Genomic DNA, 16,706 nt, shown 5'->3' on the forward strand with positions numbered 1-16,706 from the left:
GTGGATCACTCACGCAGTTCCGCGGCTCGGCGGCGAACCTCTCCCGGGCTGAGGATCTCACCGTCGAGCACCACGCCGACGAAGCTGTCCAGCGGGATGTGCTCGAAGACGGGCGCGCCGAGCCGGGCGAAGACGGGTTCCGGGACGAGCTTCAGCGCGGTGGTGACGATCAGGGTCGGCAGCCGCTCGGCCAGCTCCCGGGTGCCCCGGATGTTGAGTACGGTGCCCGGGCCGATCGCGTCGGCGCCGGCCAGCGCCACCACCGGCTCACCGGTGCGCATCGACTCCGGCAGCTGGGCCAGGATCTGCTTGACGATCGAGCTGCTCGGCGCGCACGTGACCGGGCCGCCGTGCTCGCCGACCCAGCCGAGCCCCGCCTTCACGGTCTTCTCCACCGCGTGGTCGAGCTCGGCCCGGATCCGGCGGAGCGACTCGGCCGGTTCGTCCGAGCGGACCGCGTTGGCGATGTGCCACATCGGCGCGTAGCCGGGCAGCTCGGCGGTCAGGAACTCCGTCGCATCGGCTGCCGCGGCGGGATCGTCGATCAGCTCCAGCAGGCCCTCGATCACCAGCCGGGCAACTCCGGTGGCCCCGGCCGTGGTGACCGTGACGGCCTCCCGGAGCGATGTCGGCAACGAAGCTTGGTCCATGATGCGGGCTCTTTCCGTTCCGGGTCTGGTCCCCTGAGGACAGGACTACCTACCCGGCATCGAGAATGCCCGATTGATGGGCTTCTCGGCACCGAGTTTGGTAGTTCATATCAAACGGACATGCCCATCGGAGTGAAATGACCAAATGGCAGCACCGGTCACCGCCCGGTGACGCGCGGTGCCGCCATGAGCCGACCGAGAGCGGGCACCCGCAGGGCGGGCCGACAGTGCGGTGCCCGCAGGGCGGGCCGACAGTACCGTGCGCCCGGGTGGGGCTGCGCGGGGGCGACGGAGACGGCGGACGGCCGGGACCCACCTCCCGGCCGTCCGCCCCGGCTGGCCACAACCTGACCGGTCACTCACGAGACCCGGTCAGGCGGGGGATCGGGTCAGCCGGAGTTCCTTCCGGTGCCGGCACCGGCCCGGAGCGAGGTGGGCGGTGGTGACCGGAGCAGGATGGTAAGGAAAGCGCTTTCCTAGAACCACCATAGGAACCGTCGAGAGCTGTGTCAACGACTACGTCCCGGCCCGGCGGTACGCCGGCACGTGCCGGCCGTCACCGGCGGATGGTGGGCGGCACGTGCGGCACTGTGCCAGGATCTTGGGCATGGACGACAGGACCATTCTGAGCCGGATCTCCGAGCTGGTCGACGAGGAGCACCGGCTCCGCACCCACGCCCAGCAGGTCGAGAACTCCACCGACGAGGACCGGACGCGGCTGCGGGACCTCGAGGAGTCGCTCGACCAGTGCTGGGATCTGCTCCGCCGCCGCCGGGCCGCCCGGCAGGCCGGCAACGACCCGGACACCACCGGCGTGCGCAGCGTGAACGAGGTCGAGAAATACCTCCAGTGACCGGTTGACCCCGGCTACCGCAGCCCCGCCTCCCGGAGCAGCTGCCCGGTCAGCGCGGCCGGGTCGACCAGGTCACCGGGAAGTCCTCGCGCCACGAACCAGTCCGCCACCACCCGTACGTCCCGGGCCAGGAACTCCGGCCCGCCCGGGTTGGCGACCACGTCCACGACCTGCGGCAGGTCGATCAGCACCAGCCGCTCCCCCTGCACCAGCAGGTTGTACGGCGACAGGTCGCCGTGCGCCAGCCCGGCCCGGGCCAGCACCACCAGCGCGTCCACGAGCTGGTCCCAGAGCCGGCGCAACAGCGTGGGACCGGGACGGAGCTGTGCCAGGCGCGGCGCCGCCTCTCCCTCGACCGGGTCACCGACGAATTCGAGCAGCAGCTCGGTGCCGATCAGTTGCACCGGATACGGCACCGCGATGCTGCCCAGCTCCCGCCCCACCTGCCAGAGCCGGGTCAGGGCGGCGAACTCGGCGGCCGCCCACTGTCCGGCGATCATCTGCCGGCCGAACGCGGTGCGCCCGGCCATCGCCCGGTTCTCCCGGGACCGGCGTACCCGGCGCCCTTCGAGATAGCCGGCGTCGCGGTGGAAGAGTCGGTGGTCCGGGTCGCGGTAACGCTTGGCGGCGAGCAGGCAACTCCGGTCGGTCTCCGGGACGGCCCGGCGGACCAGGTGCACGTCCGCCTCCTTACCGGTCTTGAGCACGCCCAGCTCGGTATCGGTGGCGGCGAGTTCGGTGACCAGCCACTCGGGGTGCGGCTCGGGCCCGTGCACCGCCTGGTCCCAGCTCGACCAGCGGTCACCGACCTCCGGAACGTCGGTGTCGGCGTTGGTGTCGAACGCGGGCGCCGTCGCGTGCCGCGTCCGTTTCAGAAACCGCGGCTCGTCGTCGTCGAACCGGCGGGCGGCACGGCGACCGCCACGGGGGTGGCGGGCCGAACCCGAACTGTCGTCGTGATCGTGTGACACGTGGTCGTGTGGCACTGGAGTATTCCTCTGGTCGAGTCGGAAGAAGACAGGCGAGAGCGCAGCGCGAAGACAGCCACAGCCATCCCTCCTTCCACTCGGCCGGGCGGACGCCCGGGAACGACTCCGTCGGCACATGCTCGCCAACCCCGCTTCCCGGCGTCAACCGAATAACCGCCGCCGGGTAACGGCCGCGGGCCACCGGCCGGAGATGCACGCAGAAGGGACCCGTCGGGGTGGGGACCCGGGGGACGGGGTGGGGAGAGCCGCTCAGGCGGCGAGCACCGTGGCGACGGCGGCGATCAGCCCGTCCACGGTCCTGGTCGGGGCGTACCGGCGCTCCATCCAGCGGCGGCCCCGATGCAGCCAGACGCTCGGCAGCCCCACCGCGGCCGCGCCGCCGATGTCCGCCTCCGGGCTGTCGCCCACCATCCATGCCCCGCGCAGCCGCATCCGGACCCGTTCGGCGGCGAGCGCGAAGATCCGGGGATTCGGCTTGCTGACCCCGACCTGCTCGGAGATCACCCAGTCCGCCAGATAGCGGTCCAGGCCGGTACGCCTGATCTTCATCTCCTGTAGCCGCTCGCTGCCGTTGGTGACCGCCACCGGCACCCAGCCGGCGTCGTCGGCGATCCGCAGTGCACAGGCGATCAGCGGGTCCAGCCGGGTGTACTCCACCACTCCCTCGTGCAGCGCCTCGACCAGATCGATGGAGGGGATCCGGAGCCGATAGCGGTCGCGGATCGCATCCGCCACGTCCCAGCGATTGGTCAGGCCGTCGGCATCCACCGACAGGAGCCAGTCGATGTCGCTCTCCGGTGCGCCGATCTCGTCCAGGAATCCCTGCGCCCAGGTCCGGAACGGCCCCGCCCGGTCGAGCAGAGTGTTGTCCAGATCAAGGAGCAACAGCGGCACTTGCGCACAGTACGGGACGCACCCGGTCGGACAACAGTCCCAGCATGTAAACAACCCGGGTTGTCCGGGCTGACAAGCAGTGGTCAACCGGTCAACAGTGTCCGTACGCCACCCTGGTCCGGCAGGCGGTCGACGAGCATCCGGTGCGCGTCGCGTACCCGATGGAGCTCGGCCGGGTCGAACCGCTCGACGACGACGGCCTCACCCGAGTCCGCGGCCCGGTGCAGTGTCCGCCCCTCCGGATCGTAGATCGCCGCACCGCCGTTGAACCGCCACGGCGGCGCCCCGCCGACGGCGTTGGCGAAGGCGACGTAGATGGTGTTGTCCAGTGCACGGGCCCGGTAGTAGAGGTCGCGGCGGTGTTCGGAGCCGACCAGGTAGCCGCTCGGGCAGAGGTAGCCGTGTGCCCCGTCGGCCGCGGCCGCCCGCGCGTGCTCCGGAAAACACGCGTCGTAGCAGACCCCGAGGCCGAGCCGCCAACCGTCGACCAGCAGCGTCGCGCCGCAGCGCCCCGGCGTGAACAACGCGTTCTCGTCCGGCCCCCAGAGATGCTGCTTGGCGTATCCGGCGCCGACCCGGCCGGCGGCCTCGACAAGCAACGACGAGCAGGTCCGCCGGCCGTCCGGATGGCGGACCGCCGCACCGATCACCACCACCACGCGGCGCTCCCGGGCCACCTCGCGCAGCGGATCGAGTCGGGGATCCGCGACCCGGCCCGCGCCGTCGGCGACCACGTCCGCACCGGCCGGATCGGCGGCCAGGGTCGGCGGATGGTAAGCCGGCAGGAAGAGCTCCGGCAGTACGACCACCCGGGCGCCGCTGGCGGCGGCCCGCTCGACGAGCCGGGCGGCCGAGCGGGCGTTGCCGGCCACGTCACCGGGGACCGGTCCGGCCTGGACCGCGGCGACGGAGAGCGGCGCCGCGGGCAGCCCGGCGGTGGGGTTGGTCACGGCCGCGATGATAGCGGCCCCCGGCCACCGCGCCGATCTTGCCAAAGCGCCACCGGGGAGGACAATCGGCGCGTGCCCGACGCCTTCTATCAGCCCACCGACGATCCCGGACGGTTCGTCGCCACCGGCTCCACCGAGGGGCCGTGGAGCAACGAGCTGCAACACGCGGGACCGCCGTGCGCGCTGCTGGTCCGAGCCGTGGAGCAGGTGCCCGGCTCCGTGGAGGGGCCGGCCCAGGTCGCCCGGCTGACGGTGGAGATCCTCGGCGGGGTGCCGGTCGGCGAGGTCACGGTCCGGGCCTCGCTGACCCGCCCCGGACGCTCGGTCGAGCTGGTCGAGGCCGACATGCACGCCGCCGGGCGCCCGGTGCTACGGGCCCGGGTCTGGCGGGTGCGGCGTACGCCGGTCGGGCTGCCCGCCGAGGCGCTCACCGACCCGGTCCCGCCACCGCCGCGGCCGGCGACCCCGTCCCGGTTCACCGAGCCGCGCTGGCAGGTCGGTTACCTGCGGGCGATCGACTGGCGGTTCGTCGACGGCCACTTCGAGCGGCCCGGCCCGGCGTCGGCCTGGGCGCGGCAGCGGATCCCGCTGGTGGCCGGGGAGGAACCGAGTCCGCTGCAGCGGGTCGCCCTGGTCGCCGACTCCGGCAACGGGCTGAGCCGGCTGCTGGACATGGAGCGGTGGTGGTTCATCAACACCGAGCTGACCGTGCACCTGCACCGGCAGCCGGTCGACGACTGGGTGCACGTGCAGGCCCACACCGTGCTGGACGAGCACGGCTCCGGTCTGGCCCGCACGGTGCTCTCCGACGTCACCGGCCCGCTCGGCCAGGGCGCCCAGGCCCTGATGGTGGGTCGCCGCCCCGGCTGAGCGGCTCCGGCCCAGCGGCTCCGGCCGAAGCGCGCCGGCTCAGTGGCCCCGGCTTGGCGGCCCGGGCCGAGCCGCGCGCGGTGGGGGAAACCCAAGACGTACGTACGGATTGCACAGCCGGTCGTCGCCTGGCACCATCGGGTGGTGCCCAGGGTAAGTCAGAACCAGCTCGATGCCCGCCGCCAGGAGATTCTCGGCGCGGCCCGGGCCTGCTTCGCCCGGCACGGTTACGAGGGCGCGACCGTACGCCGACTCGAAGAGGCGACCGGGCTTTCCCGGGGAGCCATCTTCCACCACTTCCGCGACAAGGACTCGCTCTTCCTCGCGGTCGCCGAGGACGACGCCGCCGCGATGGTCGCCACGGTGGCCCGCAACGGCCTGGTGCAGGTCATGCGCGACCTGCTGGCCGGCGCCGCCTCGCCGGACACCACCGGCTGGCTCGGCAGTCAACTCGAGGTGTCCCGGCGGCTGCGCACCGACCCGGCGTTCGCCAGGCGCTGGGCGGAGCGCTCGGCGAGCCTGGCCGAGGCCACCCGGGAGCGGCTGGCGCGGCAGCGGGACGCCGGAGTGCTGCGCGACGACGTGCCGATCGAGACGCTGGCCCGGTTCCTGGAGCTGGCCTACGACGGCCTGGTGCTGCAACTGGCGATGGCCCGCCCGGCCGGCGACCTCGGCCCGGTGCTCGACCTCGTCGAGGAGGCGGTCCGCCGGCCGGGCCGCTGACCCGGGCCGGGCCACTGACCTGCTCCGGCCACTGACCTGGGCCGGATCGCGGAGCTGGCGTGCCGGATCCACAATGGTGGTCCCGATCCGCACGGTTGGAGTGACCCGATGGACGTGTTGGTGGGAGCGAGAAGACCGGAACCCGACTACGGCGTGGGGATCGGCTGGCGACCGGAGATCGCCGGATTCGTGGCGGACCTGCCCGGCCTGCGGTTCGTCGAGGTGATCGCGGAGTCGATACCGGCGGCCGGACCACCGCCGGCCCTGGTCGAGCTGCGCCGGCGCGGCGTCGCGGTCGTACCGCACGGGGTGCGGCTCTCGCTCGGCGGTGCCGAGCCGGTCGAGCCGGCCCGGGTCCGGCAGTTCGCCCGGGCCGCCGAGCTGCTGGAGGCGCCGATGGCCAGCGAGCACATCGCGTTCGTCCGGGCCGGCGGGGTGGAGGCGGGACATCTGCTGCCGCTGCCGCGTACCCGGGAAGCCGTCGACGCGGTGGTCGGGAACGTTGCCCGGGTACGTGCCGAACTGGCCGTGCCGCTCGCCCTGGAGCCGATCGCCGCCATCTTCGACTGGCCGGACGACGATCTGGACGAGGCGGACTTCCTCACCGAGATCCTCGACCGCACCGACGCGCTGCTGCTGCTCGACGTCGCCAACGTGTACGCCAACGCCCGCAACCGGGGCAGCGATCCGCTCGACCTGCTCGACCGGCTGCCGCTGGAGCGGGTCGGCTACGTACACGTCGCGGGCGGGGCGGTCGACGACGGGATCTACCACGACACGCACTCCGATCCGGTGCCGCGGGAGGTGCTCGACCTGGTTGCCGAGGTCTCCGCCCGGCGCCGGCCACCCGCGCTGCTGTTGGAGCGCGACGGGCGCTATCCACCGGCCGCCACCCTGCACGCCGAGCTCGACGCGATCGCCACCGCCTCCGGCTATCCTCCGGTCACCCCGCGATGACCGGAGGCACGACCAGCGGGACGCGGTCCGGCGGAACCGGGCCAGGCGGAACCGGGCCAGGCGGAACCGGGCCAGGCGGAACCGGGCCAGGCGGAACCGAATTCGGTGGGACGCTGGCAGAGCGGCAGAGCGCGCTGGTGGCCGCACTGGTCGCGGGCGCGCCACTGCCGCCCGGCTTCGACGCCCGGCTGGCCGGCGTGACCCGCGCCGCGCTGCTGGGGAAGCGGGCCGGCGAGGTCGCCCGGCACTGGCCGCTGCTCGCCGCCGGCCTCGGCGCGCGCTGGCCCGGCGAGTTCGCGGGATGGGCGGCCGATCGCCCGACCGCGGGCTCGATCCGGGACGGCTGGGACCTGGCCCGGAGGCTCGCGGCCGAGGGCGGGCTGCCGGCTGCCGCCGCCGAGGAGCTGGCCGTCCGGGACGCGGCCTGGCGCTACGACGGCCGGAACGCGCCCCGGCGTCGCCGGCTGCCGGCGCTGCGCCGCACCGGGAACATCCTGGTGACGCAGATCGCCGGCCGGATCCGGATCTGGGTCCTGCCCTTCCCCTGGAAGGCGAAGATCGACTCCCCGCCGGCCACACCATAGAATTTCCTCCATGGACCTCGGACTCGCGGACCGGGTGTACGTGCTGACCGGCGCCTCGAAGGGACTCGGCTTCGCCACCGCTCGCGCCCTGGTGGCCGACGGCGCCCGGGTGGTGCTCTCGGCCCGGGATCCCGACCGGGTCACCGCGGCGGCGGAGCAGCTCGGCCGGGACGACCGGGTGATCGGACTCGCGGCCGACCTGGCCGACCCGGACACCTCGACACGGTTGGTCGAGACCGCCCTGGAGCACTTCGGTCAGCTCGACGGCGCGCTCGTCTCGGTCGGCGGACCGCCCCGGGGCACCGCCGCCCAGGCCACCGACGCACAGTGGCGCGCCTCCTTCGAGACCATCTTCCTCGGCACGGTCCGGACCGCCCGCACGATCGCGGCGGCGCTCCCGGACGGTGGCGCCATCGGCCTGGTGCTCTCCAACTCGGTCCGGGCGCCGATCCCGGGACTCGGCGTCTCCAACGGGCTGCGGCCGGGGCTGGCCGGGGTGGCCAAGGACATGGCCGACGAGTACGGCCCGCGCGGCGTGCGGGTGGTCAGCCTGCTGCCCGGCCGGCTCCTCACCGACCGCAACCACGAACTCCTCGCCGCCAGCGACGACCCGGAACGGGCCCGGGCCGAGATCGAGGCGGAGATCCCGCTGCGCAGGATGGGCGACCCGGAGGAGTTCGGCCGGGTGGCCGCGTTCGTGCTCTCCCCCGCCGCCAGCTACCTGACCGGCGTCGCCATCCCGGTCGACGGCGGGGCCCTACGCGGCATCTGAGGCTTCCGCCGATCCGCTCGCCCGTCGACCCGACCCACTGACCGGCTGACCCGCCGTTCGCGCCTTCGGTGGGCCCGCTGGTTCCCTCGTCGACCGGGATAGAGTTGCCAACCGTCGACACGTGGCGGTGGGCGACATCGACCTGCTGGCTCCGGCGGTTGCCGCCGCCGCTGCGCTCTGCCGTCCGATGACGGTCACGACGGTGGTACTGGTGGTGATATGGGCAGTCCGACGACGCCGACAGGGCTGGCGGCCCCGCGACCGCGCGGGTTCCGGCCGACCCCGGCCGAGGTCGCGGCGGCGGCCGACCGGCTGCTCTCCGACCTGATCGGCCCCGACCTCGACGTGCTCTTCTGCGGCATCAACCCGGGCCTCTACTCGGCGGCCACCGGGTGGCACTTCGCCCGCCCGGGCAACCGGTTCTGGCCGGCCCTGCATCGGGGCGGCTTCACCCCGCACCAGGTCGACCCGGCCGACCAGGCCGAGCTGCTCGGCTACGGTCTCGGCATCACCAACCTGGCACCCCGGGCCACTGCTCGGGCCGACGAACTGCGCCGGGACGAGCTCGCCGAGGGCGGCCGGCAACTGCTCCGCAAGGTCCGGCGCCACCGGCCGCGCTGGGTGGCGGTGCTCGGCGTTACCGCGTACCGGACGGCGTTCGTCCGGCCGTCGGCGGCGATCGGCCGACAGCCGGAGACGATCGGGAGTGCTCGGCTGTGGGTGCTGCCGAACCCGAGCGGGCTCAACGCCCACTTCACGGCGGCCGGACTCGCTGCCGAGTTCGCGGCGCTACGCGCGGCGGTCCTCGACGGCGGGAACGGCTCGGATCCCCGCCGGGGCGCCGGTCAGACCGGGTCGTAGTCCGGGCGGGGCATCGTGATCACCGGCTCCGCGCCCACCGCGTCGACGTACGGGGCCGGGGAGTCGGCGACCGCGAACTGCGTCCGGTACAGCTCGGCGTAGAGGCCGCCCGCGGCGACCAGCTCGTCGTGCCGGCCCTGCTCGACGATCCGTCCGTCGTCCAGCACCAGGATCTGGTCGGCCTCCCGTACGGTCGAGAGCCGGTGCGCGATCACCAGCGCGGTACGCCCGCTGAGCGCCACCGAGAGCGCCCGCTGCACCGCCGCCTCCGACTCGGAGTCGAGGTGTGCGGTGGCCTCGTCGAGGATGACGATCGACGGGGCCTTGAGCAGCAGCCGGGCGATGGCGAGGCGCTGCTTCTCACCACCGGAGAAGCGGTAGCCCCGCTCGCCGACGATCGTGTCGAGCCCGTCCGGCAGCCCTCTGACCAGGTCCTCCACCTGGGCACCGCGCAGGGCGGCCCAGAGTTCGTCGTCGGTCGCGTCCGGCTTGGCGTAGCGGAGGTTCTCGGCGATCGTCTCGTGGAACAGGTGGGAGTCCTGCGTCACCACCCCGATGGTGTCGCGCAGCGAATCCAGGGTGGCGTCCCGGACGTCGACGCCGCCGACCCGCACCGCACCCTCGGTCACGTCGTAGATCCGGGAAACCAGCATCGAGGTGGTGGACTTGCCGGCACCGGAGGGGCCGACCAGCGCCACCATCTGGCCCGGCTCGACGGTGAAGGAGACCCCGCGCAGTACCGGCTCGGAGGCCGTGCGGTCGAGTGTGGCCACGTCCTCCAGCGAGGCGAGCGACACCTCGGCGGCGGTCGGATAGCGGAACCGGACGTCGTCGAACTCCAGCCGCCCGGCACCGCGCGGGATGGCCACCGCGCCCGGTTTCTCGGCGATGGCCGGGCTGAGGTCGAGGACCTCGAAGACCCGGTCGAACGAGACGAGTGCGCTCATCACGTCCACCCGGACGTTCGAGAGCGCGGTCAGCGGACCGTAGAGGCGGGTGAGCAGCAGGGCGAGCGTCACGACCGTGCCGGCGCTGACGTCGCCACGAACGGCCAGCCAGCCGCCGAGGCCGTAGGTGAGGGCCTGGGCGAGCGAGGCCACCAGCAGCATGGCGACGAAGAAGGTGCGGGAGTACATCGCCGACTGGATGCCGATGTCGCGGACCCGTTCCGCCCGGTCGCCGAAGCGCCGCGCCTCCACGTCCGGCCGGCCGAAGAGCTTGACCAGCAGCGCCCCGGCCACCCCGAACCGCTCGGTCATGGTGGCGTTCATCTTGGCGTCGAGGTCGTACGACTCCCGGGTGATCTCCGCCAGCCGGTGACCGACCCGGCGGGCCGGGATGATGAAGATCGGCAGGAGCACCAGGGAGAGCACGGTGATCTGCCACGAGAGCGTCAGCATGACGGCCGCGGTGAGCACCAGCTGGATGATGTTGCTGACGACCCCGGAGAGGGTGCTGGTGAAGGCCCGCTGCGCGCCCGTCACGTCGTTGTTGAGCCGGCTGACCAGCGCGCCGGTCTGGGTACGGGTGAAGAACTGCAACGGCATCCGCTGGACGTGGTCGTAGACCCGGGTCCGCAGGTTGAGGATGATCCCCTCGCCGATCCGGGCCGAATACCAGCGCTGGGCCAGCGAGAGCAGCGCGTCGGCGACCGCGAGACCGGCGATGATCAGGGCCAGCCGGACGACCAGGCCGCCGGCGTCGGCACCGCCGCCTGAGATGGCGTTGATCACGTCACCGGCGAGGACCGGCGTGGCGACACCGATGATGGCGGCGAGGATGACGGTGACCAGGAACACCGCGATGTCCCGCCGGTAGGGTCGGGCGAACTCGACGACCCGCCGGACGCTGCGCCGGCTCACCCGATGCCCGGTCACCTCGTCGCGGTTACGCAACGAGCGCAGCATGCTCCAACCGCCCATGCTGGCACCGGCGCCCATCGGGTTCACCACCCGCAACCTCCCCGTCGTCCATGACGACTACGACAACCGGAGCGGCGGCCCGAATCTTCCCGATTGGCGCTCCCGGTCGTCCGGCCCTGCCCGCTGATCGCCCTGCCCGCTGATCGCCCTGCCGTTCAGCGGAGATCATCCGGCGGATGACGTGTCGTCGGCGTCCAGCCTATTCGCCGGCTCCGACAGGTTTCCCGCTCCCGGCCGCAGCGGAGTCTCCCACCCGCCGACGCCGACGGACATTCCTTCTCGCCGGCGCCGGCGGACATTCCTTCTCTCCGACGCCGACGGACGTTCCTTCTCTCCGACGCCGGCGGACGTTCCTTCTCTCCGACGCCGGCGGAGTGGGCCTACTCGCCGACGCCGGCCAGGTCGCGGAAGCGGCGGGTCTGCGCCTCGCGCTCGGCCCGCTGCTGGTCCGCCGGGGAACGGCCGGATGCCCCGGCCAGCAGGGCCTTGATCTCCACCACCGCGTCCCGGCTCCCGTTCAGGATCGCCGCGGCCAGGTCCTGGACCGCCGCATCGAGATCCGCCGGTGGCACGACCACGGTCGCCAGGCCGAGCCGCTCGGCCTCGGGGGCGTCGATCCGCCGGCCGGTCACGCAGATTTCCAGGGCCCGGGCGTAGCCGACCAGTTCCACCAGCCGCCCGGTGCCGGCGAGGTCGGGCACCAGGCCCAGGGTCACCTCGGCCATCGTGAAGGTGGCGTCCGTGGTCAGCACCCGGAGGTCACAGGCCAGCGCGAGCTGGAACCCGGCGCCGATGGCGTGCCCCTGGACCGCCGCGATGGAGATCAGGTCGGGACGGTGCAACCAGGTGAAGCCGGCCTGGAGGCCGGCGATCCGCTCGGCGCATTCCTCGGGGGGCAGCGCGGCCATCTCCGCCAGCGAGTCCCCGGCGCCGGAGCGTCCCGAGACCACGGAGAGGTCGAGCCCGGCGGAGAAGGCCCGACCCTCGCCCCGTACCACCACGATGCGTACGTCTCCCGGAAGCTCCCGGGAGAAGTCGTACATCGCCCGCCACATCTGCGGCGTCTGTGCGTTGAGTACGTCGGGCCGGCACAACGTCACTGTCGCGACCGGCCCGTCGCAATTCAGTCGTACGCCCGGGGTCACGAATGACTCCGCAGGCGTTCGGCTCCGGACCAGGCTGTTGAGCGGGTCACGCCTTCTTCCGACGACGAGCGCCGCCACGCTGACGAAGCTGTACACCAGACTCGGTGAGCACCCGGTGGATGAACCCGTAGGAACGGCCGGTCGAGGCCGCCAGGGCGCGGATGCTTTCGCCGGAGGTATACCGCTTGACCAGGTCCTTGGCGAGCGTCTGGCGCTCGGCTCCGACGATCCGGCGACCCTTCTCAGTGCTGGTGGCTGTGCCGGTGGCTGCCATGTTGATTCCTCACGTCCCAGACTGTGCGGTTCGATACGGTCCCACCTATTAGACCGCCTCGAACGATCATGCGCTAGATATCAACTCTTCGCCAACCGACACGCACAGCAGTGTCAGTTTCCCGATTGAGTGATTGCGCCAACGAGGCCGTCCACTCCCGGACGCCATGGGTTTCCACCCCGCCCCAACAGGGATTTCACGGCGCGGGGCCCTGCGGGCCCGCCCGGGCCATGCGGCCCACCGGCCCTCGGTTGAGTTTCCTTCCACCTCAGCCGAGTTCAGCTTCATCATTCGGCGAGTTTCGTTCCGTCGTCGTCAAGTTTCGGCTCTCGTCTCGCCGGGTTTCGGTGACCGCTCGATTCGGTCGGACGGGATTCGCAAAATGGTGTTCGACCGCTGAACTGTCACATGTATGAGACCAAGTCCGCAGCGAGGCACCGCAGCGGGCTCCTCCGCCGCGGCATCGTGATCCGAGACATTGTCAGGCGAGTTCCACGAGCTCGAGCAGGTCGTCGCTCCAGGCGTCCTCGTCGCCGTCGGGAAGCAGGATCGCCCGATCGGGCTTGAGCGCGAGCACCGCCCCCGGATCGTGGGTTACCAGCACGATCGCCCCGGGATAGCGGGCGATCGCGTCGAGCACCTGCTCCCGGCTCACCGGGTCGAGGTTGTTGGTCGGCTCGTCCAGCAGCAGCACGTTGGCGCCCGAGCAGACCAGGGTGGCCAGCGCGAGCCGGGTCTTCTCGCCGCCGGAGAGCACTCCGGCCGGCTTGTCGACGTCGTCACCGGAGAAGAGGAACGCCCCGAGGATCTTGCGCAGCTCGGTGTCCGACTGCTCGCTGGCGGCGCTGCGCATGTGGTCCAGCACGCTGCGCTCCACGTCGAGCGTCTCGTGCTCCTGCGCGTAGTAGCCCAGCCGCAGTCCGTGGCCGGGCCGGACCTCGCCGGTGTCCGGCTCCAGCAGCCCGCCGAGAATGCGCAGCAGGGTCGTCTTGCCGGCACCGTTGAGCCCGAGGATCGCCACCCGGGAGCCCCGGTCGACGGCGACGTTGACGTCGGTGAAGATCTCCAGGGAACCGTACGACTTGGAGAGCCCGGTGGCGGTCAGCGGTGTCTTGCCGCACGGCGCCGGGCTGGGGAACCTGACCTTTGCCACCTTGTCGGCGACCCGGGCATCCTCCAACCCGGAGAGGAGCTTCTCGGCCCGCCGGGCCATGTTCTGCGCGGCCACCGTCTTCGTCGCCTTGGCCCGCATCTTGTCGGCCTGGGCCATCAGCGCGCCGGCCTTCTTCTCGGCGTTGGCCCGTTCCCGGCGGCGGCGCCGCTCGTCGGTCTCCCGCTGCTCCAGGTATTTCTGCCAGCCGACGTTGTAGACGTCCACCACCGCGCGCGTCGCGTCGAGGAACCAGACCTTGTTGACCACGGCCTCCAGCAGCGAGGCGTCGTGACTGATCACGATGAGGCCGCCCTTGTGCGCGGCGAGGAAGCCGCGCAGCCAGGTGATCGAGTCGGCGTCGAGGTGGTTGGTGGGCTCGTCGAGCAGCAGGATCCCGCCGCCGCCCTCGGCGGCGTCCCGGAACAGGATCCGGGCCAGCTCGACGCGGCGGCGCTGGCCGCCGGAGAGGGTGCCGATGGTCTGTGCGAGGACCCGGTCCGGCAGGCCGAGGTTGGCGCAGATCCGGGCCGCCTCGGCCTCGGCGGCGTACCCGCCGAGCGAGGCGAACTGGTCCTCCAGGGCGCCGTACCGGCGGACCAGCCGGTCGTCCTCGGCGCTGTCCGCGAGCCGCTGCTCGATCTCCTTCATCTGGGCCATCAGCACGTCGAGGCCCCGGGCGGAGAGCACCCTGTCCCGGGCGGTGACCCCCAGGTCGCCGGTGCGCGGGTCCTGTGGCAGGTAGCCGACCGGGCTGCGCCGGTCGATCTGCCCGGCGTAGGGCTGGCCCTCGCCGGCCAGCACCTTCAGCGTGGTGGTCTTGCCGGCGCCGTTGCGGCCGACCAGGCCGATCCGGTCGCCGGGCTGGACCCGGAGCGTGGTGTCGGACAGCAGGATCCGGGCGCCGGCACGAAGCTCCAGACCGGTGGCAGTGATCATGTCGGAGAACTCGCTCTCGGGGTTGAAGGCTGACTCAGGGCACACGAACGAGCCGGCGGTCCACAGATCCGTCGGCTGCGGGGCGTTCAGCCTTCGCAGAGCAGCACGGTCCGATTGTACCGGGCGCCCCGACGCACCGGCGCCGGATTACCGATCAAGATCACCGGGTATCGACACCGGCGACATCGAGCGACGAGACAGACATCGAGCGACGAGACAGTCGGCGCCATACGGGCGACGAACAGACGGATACCCGGGGACGCCCGGCGACCAGGCGCTCGACCAGGGATTCGACGATCGGAGCGATCGGGGAACGGCATGGAACTCAACGACGACGCACGGATCGACACCAGCCAGATCGAGGACCGGCGGGGCTCTGGCGGCGGGCGGGCCGGGATCCCGATCCCGATCGGCGGTGGCCGGGGCGGGATCGTCGGCCTGGTCATCTTCGTCCTGATCACCCTGGTCGGCGGCGGTTTCGGCGTCAGCCAGCTCACCGGCGGCGACGGTGAACAGCAGGGCGACAACACCGCCCTGGAGCAGCGCTGTGCGGCGTCCGACGCGCTCCAGCAGCTCGACTGCCGCAACACGCTCTTCGTCAACTCCATCCAGGCGTACTGGGAGCGGGCCCTGCCGGAGCACTTCGACCGCCCCTACGAGGAGTCCGACACCGTCTTCTTCGAGCAGGCGGTCAGCAGCGGGTGCGGGCAGGCCGACTCGGGGGGCGGGCCGTTCTACTGCCCGCTCGACGACAAGATCTACATCGACCTGAGCTTCTACCGGGTACTCGCCGAACAGCTCGGCGCCCCGGGCGAGTTCGCCCAGCCCTATGTGCTGGCGCACGAGTACGGCCACCACGTGCAGGACCTGCTCGGCACCGAGCAGCGGGTACGCGACCAGCGGCAGGCCGAGCCCGGCGAGGCCAACCGGCTCTCGGTGCTGCTCGAACTCCAGGCGGACTGCTACGCCGGAGCCTGGGCCCGCAACGCCACCGGCACCGCCGACGATCGGGGTGTGAAGATCTTCACCAGCCTCACCGAGCAGGACATCCAGGAGGGCCTGGACACGGCGGCGGCGATCGGCGACGACGCGATCCAGCAGAAGTCCGGCGGCCGGATCGACGAGTCGCAGTTCACCCACGGCAGTTCAGCGGACCGGCAGAAGTGGTTCGGCACCGGCTACTCCAGCGGTGACCCGACCGACTGCGACACCTTCGGCGCCGCCCGCTGACCGCCGCCGCCCGCGGCCCGTCGCCCACGGCCCGCCGCCCGCTGACCGGACCCGCTGACCGCCGCGGCCCGCTGGCGACACCGGTCGACCCGGCGAGCCGTCAGGGGACGGGATCGCGGACCAGCACGCGTACCGTCCGGGCGGCGACAATCGCCTCGACCAGCACGGCGTGCCGGGGCTCGGGCACGTCCAGCAGGCGTTCGGCTCGCAGCGCCGCCACCGACGCCAGCCGGCGGTCGGCCAGGATCGCGTCCACCGCACGCCGGTCGCCGCCGGCCACCAGCGCGGCGAGCCGACCGGCCTCGGGCAGCAGCAACCGGACGGCCAGTTCCGCCCCGTCCGCGACGGCGGCCTTCGCCTGGTTCTCCCGACGACGGGCGAAGCGTTGCTGGGACCAGCCACCGGCGGCGGTGCGCCCCTGGACGTACCGGCTGTCCACCTTGGAGACGACGAGCCGGTCACCGTCGGCCACCCCGACCGCCACCGCTCCCTTGCGGGCCAGCAGCAGGCCCAGCCGCCGGGGTGCCGTGACGGCGGAGAGGAAGGCCGGCAGGTCGGTCGCGGCTGGCGCGCCCGGCGGCGGAGAGAGCACCGCGACGGTGCCGTCCGGTGCGCTGAGCCGGAGGCCCTCCGGTCCGGCGGTGACCTGCGGCGGCCCGCCGTGCCGCTCGGCAAAGCCGTCGAGCCAGCGGGTGAGCCGGGCCGGCGCCACGTCCACCCACCGGCCGCCACCGGCAGCGGGTCGGCTGTTCATCACGGAACGGTACGACACCGGGATCGGTCCGGCGGCACGACGGGTCGGCTCCGCACGACCGAACCGCCTACCCGGCCCGAACCGAGCAGCAGCACCCCGGTCGGCACGGAGCAGCAGCACCCCGGCCCGAGCCGAGCGGGCAGGCACCCCGGTCTCGGCTCGACGGCGGCAGTCCCGGACACGCTCGGC

17 protein-coding genes are annotated in these 16,706 nt (G+C 72.5%); 8 read left to right on the forward strand and 9 right to left on the reverse strand.

What is annotated here, in order from left to right:
- Positions 1-5: 5 nt before the first annotated feature.
- Positions 6-650, reverse strand: coding sequence for a hypothetical protein (locus ACN27G_RS18745; RefSeq protein WP_421494092.1), 645 nt, complete (start codon positions 648-650; stop codon positions 6-8).
- 607 nt (positions 651-1,257) lie between these two features.
- On the opposite strand from ACN27G_RS18745, the gene ACN27G_RS18750 reads away from it, so the two are divergent.
- The gene (locus tag ACN27G_RS18750; protein ID WP_421494093.1) at positions 1,258-1,503 is read left to right on the forward strand and encodes a DUF2630 family protein; all 246 of its coding nucleotides are present in this window, start codon (positions 1,258-1,260) and stop codon (positions 1,501-1,503) included.
- Between the two features lie 14 nt (positions 1,504-1,517).
- On the opposite strand, the gene ACN27G_RS18755 is transcribed toward ACN27G_RS18750, so the two are convergent.
- The 3 genes from ACN27G_RS18755 to ACN27G_RS18765 all read right to left on the reverse strand — a co-directional run bounded on the left by ACN27G_RS18755 (position 1,518) and on the right by ACN27G_RS18765 (position 4,336).
- Entirely contained in the window at positions 1,518-2,474 is a 957-nt protein-coding gene (locus ACN27G_RS18755) for a serine protein kinase RIO (protein WP_421497375.1), read from the reverse strand.
- Positions 2,475-2,741: 267 nt separating this feature from the next.
- The gene (locus ACN27G_RS18760) at positions 2,742-3,386 is read right to left on the reverse strand and encodes an HAD family hydrolase (RefSeq protein ID WP_421494094.1); all 645 of its coding nucleotides are present in this window, start codon (positions 3,384-3,386) and stop codon (positions 2,742-2,744) included.
- Between the two features lie 83 nt (positions 3,387-3,469).
- Positions 3,470-4,336 (reverse strand): carbon-nitrogen hydrolase family protein, encoded by an 867-nt coding sequence (locus tag ACN27G_RS18765; protein ID WP_421494095.1) that lies wholly within the window; start codon positions 4,334-4,336, stop codon positions 3,470-3,472.
- Positions 4,337-4,408: 72 nt separating this feature from the next.
- Between ACN27G_RS18765 and ACN27G_RS18770 the strand changes: the two genes are divergently transcribed.
- The 6 genes from ACN27G_RS18770 (at position 4,409) to mug (ending at position 9,103) form a co-directional block, all read left to right on the forward strand.
- Positions 4,409-5,206 (forward strand): thioesterase family protein, encoded by a 798-nt coding sequence (locus ACN27G_RS18770; protein ID WP_421494096.1) that lies wholly within the window; start codon positions 4,409-4,411, stop codon positions 5,204-5,206.
- A gap of 144 nt (positions 5,207-5,350) precedes the next feature.
- Positions 5,351-5,929, forward strand: coding sequence for a TetR/AcrR family transcriptional regulator (locus ACN27G_RS18775; RefSeq protein ID WP_421494097.1), 579 nt, complete (start codon positions 5,351-5,353; stop codon positions 5,927-5,929).
- A gap of 108 nt (positions 5,930-6,037) precedes the next feature.
- Entirely contained in the window at positions 6,038-6,886 is an 849-nt protein-coding gene (locus ACN27G_RS18780; RefSeq protein WP_421494098.1) for a DUF692 domain-containing protein, read from the forward strand.
- A gap of 113 nt (positions 6,887-6,999) precedes the next feature.
- On the forward strand, positions 7,000-7,470 hold the full coding sequence (locus tag ACN27G_RS18785) for a hypothetical protein (RefSeq protein ID WP_421497376.1): 471 nt from the start codon (positions 7,000-7,002) through the stop codon (positions 7,468-7,470).
- A gap of 10 nt (positions 7,471-7,480) precedes the next feature.
- Entirely contained in the window at positions 7,481-8,242 is a 762-nt protein-coding gene (locus ACN27G_RS18790) for an SDR family oxidoreductase (protein ID WP_421494099.1), read from the forward strand.
- Between the two features lie 219 nt (positions 8,243-8,461).
- Positions 8,462-9,103, forward strand: a complete 642-nt coding sequence (gene mug / locus ACN27G_RS18795; RefSeq protein WP_421494100.1) for a G/U mismatch-specific DNA glycosylase — start codon at positions 8,462-8,464, stop codon at positions 9,101-9,103.
- On the opposite strand, the gene ACN27G_RS18800 is transcribed toward mug, so the two are convergent.
- The 4 genes from ACN27G_RS18800 to ACN27G_RS18815 form a co-directional block, all read right to left on the reverse strand.
- Positions 9,088-11,043, reverse strand: a complete 1,956-nt coding sequence (locus ACN27G_RS18800; RefSeq protein WP_421497377.1) for an ABC transporter ATP-binding protein — start codon at positions 11,041-11,043, stop codon at positions 9,088-9,090. The two genes, mug and ACN27G_RS18800, sit on opposite strands and share 16 nt — an antisense overlap.
- A 362-nt stretch (positions 11,044-11,405) precedes the next feature.
- Positions 11,406-12,170, reverse strand: a complete 765-nt coding sequence (locus ACN27G_RS18805) for an enoyl-CoA hydratase/isomerase family protein (RefSeq protein WP_421494101.1) — start codon at positions 12,168-12,170, stop codon at positions 11,406-11,408.
- A gap of 46 nt (positions 12,171-12,216) precedes the next feature.
- On the reverse strand, positions 12,217-12,444 hold the full coding sequence (locus tag ACN27G_RS18810) for a helix-turn-helix domain-containing protein (protein ID WP_007462679.1): 228 nt from the start codon (positions 12,442-12,444) through the stop codon (positions 12,217-12,219).
- Between the two features lie 481 nt (positions 12,445-12,925).
- Positions 12,926-14,533, reverse strand: a complete 1,608-nt coding sequence (locus tag ACN27G_RS18815; RefSeq protein ID WP_421494102.1) for an ABC-F family ATP-binding cassette domain-containing protein — start codon at positions 14,531-14,533, stop codon at positions 12,926-12,928.
- Positions 14,534-14,851: 318 nt separating this feature from the next.
- On the opposite strand from ACN27G_RS18815, the gene ACN27G_RS18820 reads away from it, so the two are divergent.
- Positions 14,852-15,763 carry a neutral zinc metallopeptidase gene (locus ACN27G_RS18820; RefSeq protein ID WP_421494103.1) on the forward strand — a complete coding sequence of 304 codons (912 nt, stop codon included), beginning with the start codon at positions 14,852-14,854 and terminating at the stop codon, positions 15,761-15,763.
- 100 nt (positions 15,764-15,863) lie between these two features.
- Here the strand turns inward: ACN27G_RS18820 and ACN27G_RS18825 are convergent, their stop codons facing one another.
- The gene (locus tag ACN27G_RS18825) at positions 15,864-16,517 is read right to left on the reverse strand and encodes an acVLRF1 family peptidyl-tRNA hydrolase (RefSeq protein WP_421494104.1); all 654 of its coding nucleotides are present in this window, start codon (positions 16,515-16,517) and stop codon (positions 15,864-15,866) included.
- Between the last annotated feature and the right edge of the window lie 189 nt (positions 16,518-16,706).

The organism is Plantactinospora sp. WMMB334 (assembly GCF_049179095.1).
GTDB lineage: Bacteria > Actinomycetota > Actinomycetes > Mycobacteriales > Micromonosporaceae > Plantactinospora.

Coding starts and splice junctions, on each gene's coding strand:
- ACN27G_RS18810 (WP_007462679.1), bottom strand. CDS start 12,444: ATGGCAGCCACCGGCACAGCCACCAGCACTGAGAAGGGTCGCCGGATC.
- ACN27G_RS18750 (WP_421494093.1), top strand. CDS start 1,258: ATGGACGACAGGACCATTCTGAGCCGGATCTCCGAGCTGGTCGACGAG.
- ACN27G_RS18825 (WP_421494104.1), bottom strand. CDS start 16,517: ATGAACAGCCGACCCGCTGCCGGTGGCGGCCGGTGGGTGGACGTGGCG.
- ACN27G_RS18780 (WP_421494098.1), top strand. CDS start 6,038: ATGGACGTGTTGGTGGGAGCGAGAAGACCGGAACCCGACTACGGCGTG.
- mug (WP_421494100.1), top strand. CDS start 8,462: ATGGGCAGTCCGACGACGCCGACAGGGCTGGCGGCCCCGCGACCGCGC.
- ACN27G_RS18745 (WP_421494092.1), bottom strand. CDS start 650: ATGGACCAAGCTTCGTTGCCGACATCGCTCCGGGAGGCCGTCACGGTC.
- ACN27G_RS18800 (WP_421497377.1), bottom strand. CDS start 11,043: ATGGGCGCCGGTGCCAGCATGGGCGGTTGGAGCATGCTGCGCTCGTTG.
- ACN27G_RS18815 (WP_421494102.1), bottom strand. CDS start 14,533: ATGATCACTGCCACCGGTCTGGAGCTTCGTGCCGGCGCCCGGATCCTG.
- ACN27G_RS18790 (WP_421494099.1), top strand. CDS start 7,481: ATGGACCTCGGACTCGCGGACCGGGTGTACGTGCTGACCGGCGCCTCG.
- ACN27G_RS18820 (WP_421494103.1), top strand. CDS start 14,852: ATGGAACTCAACGACGACGCACGGATCGACACCAGCCAGATCGAGGAC.